The sequence below is a fragment of the Mesorhizobium sp. M7A.T.Ca.US.000.02.2.1 genome (assembly GCF_003996995.1).
Lineage (GTDB): Bacteria > Pseudomonadota > Alphaproteobacteria > Rhizobiales > Rhizobiaceae > Mesorhizobium.
The window spans coordinates 1-1,131 of sequence record NZ_RZTT01000786.1; the positions used below are offsets into that span (position 1 = coordinate 1).

The following is a 1,131-nucleotide window of genomic DNA, read 5'->3' on the forward strand; positions in this document are numbered from 1 at the left end:
CGACAGGATCAGGCCACCGGTGCCGAGTTCGGCAACCGAATCATTGGCGAAGGCGGGCGCGGGCGACAGGGCCAGCACGGCGGTCAGGATATATCGCAACATGGAAGCCCCTCGGCTGGAATGCTTGCAGGACCCTAGCGGTTTCAAAGTGGCGTTCAAAGCCCTTCCGCATCCGCTAGCGCACCATAGGGAGCTGGACTACGGTCTGGACACGCGCCAGCGCGGTCTGGACTAACAGGTTCCGATCGGGCAGGAGTTCGCCCATGCGCAAGCTTCTCGTCATCGGCATCGGCGCCGGCAATCCCGACCACATGACCGTCCAGGCCATATCAGGCCTGAACCAGGCGGATGTGCTGTTCATTCCCGACAAGGGTGCAAAAAAAAATGAACTGGCCGAACTGCGCCGCCGGATATGCGACCGCTTCGTCACCAATCCGAAGTCGCGCCGCGTCGAATTCGACGTGCCGGTGCGCGACATGCCGGTAGAAGATGGGCCGGAGCCCTCCTACCGCGCGACCGTCGATGACTGGCACGAAGCCATCGCCGCCATTTACGAAGGCCTGATCCGCGACGAGATTACCGGCGACGGCTGCGGCGCCTTCCTGATCTGGGGCGATCCTTCGCTCTATGACAGCGCGTTGCGCATCCTCGAGCGCGTGCGCCTGCGAGGAAATGTGGCGTTCGAGCTTGAGGTGATCCCCGGCATCACCGCCGTCCAGGCACTTGCCGCCAGCCACAAGATGGCGCTGAACCGCATCGGCGATTCCGTCCTCATCACCACCGGCCGCCGCCTGACCGAGGAAGGCATGCCGGACGATGCCGGCAGCGCGGTCGTCCTGCTGGACGGCAAATGCGCCTTCAACACGCTGGCCGACAAGGATGTCGTCATCCATTGGGGCGCCTATCTCGGCACGGAAGACGAGATTCTCATCTCTGGCCGTCTCAGTGATGTCGGCACCGAGATCGAGAGAACCCGTGAAGAAGCGCGCCGGAAAAAGGGCTGGATCATGGACACTTACCTGCTTCGCAAGCCCAGCGCAGAGGATTAGGCCCTACTGCCCTACTGCCCTACTGCCCTACTGCCCTACTGCGCTACTGCCCTACTGCCCTACTGCGCTACTGCCCTCACCC

General features: G+C 63.0%; 1 protein-coding gene. It reads left to right on the plus strand.

All coding sequences use genetic code 11. From position 1 onward, the window contains the following. The first annotated feature begins 263 nt into the window (after positions 1–263). Positions 264–1,049: a precorrin-6A synthase (deacetylating) gene (gene cobF, locus EOD15_RS34620; protein ID WP_127409316.1), complete on the plus strand. Its 786-nt coding sequence runs from the start codon at positions 264–266 to the stop codon at positions 1,047–1,049. The last annotated feature ends 82 nt before the right edge of the window (positions 1,050–1,131 follow it).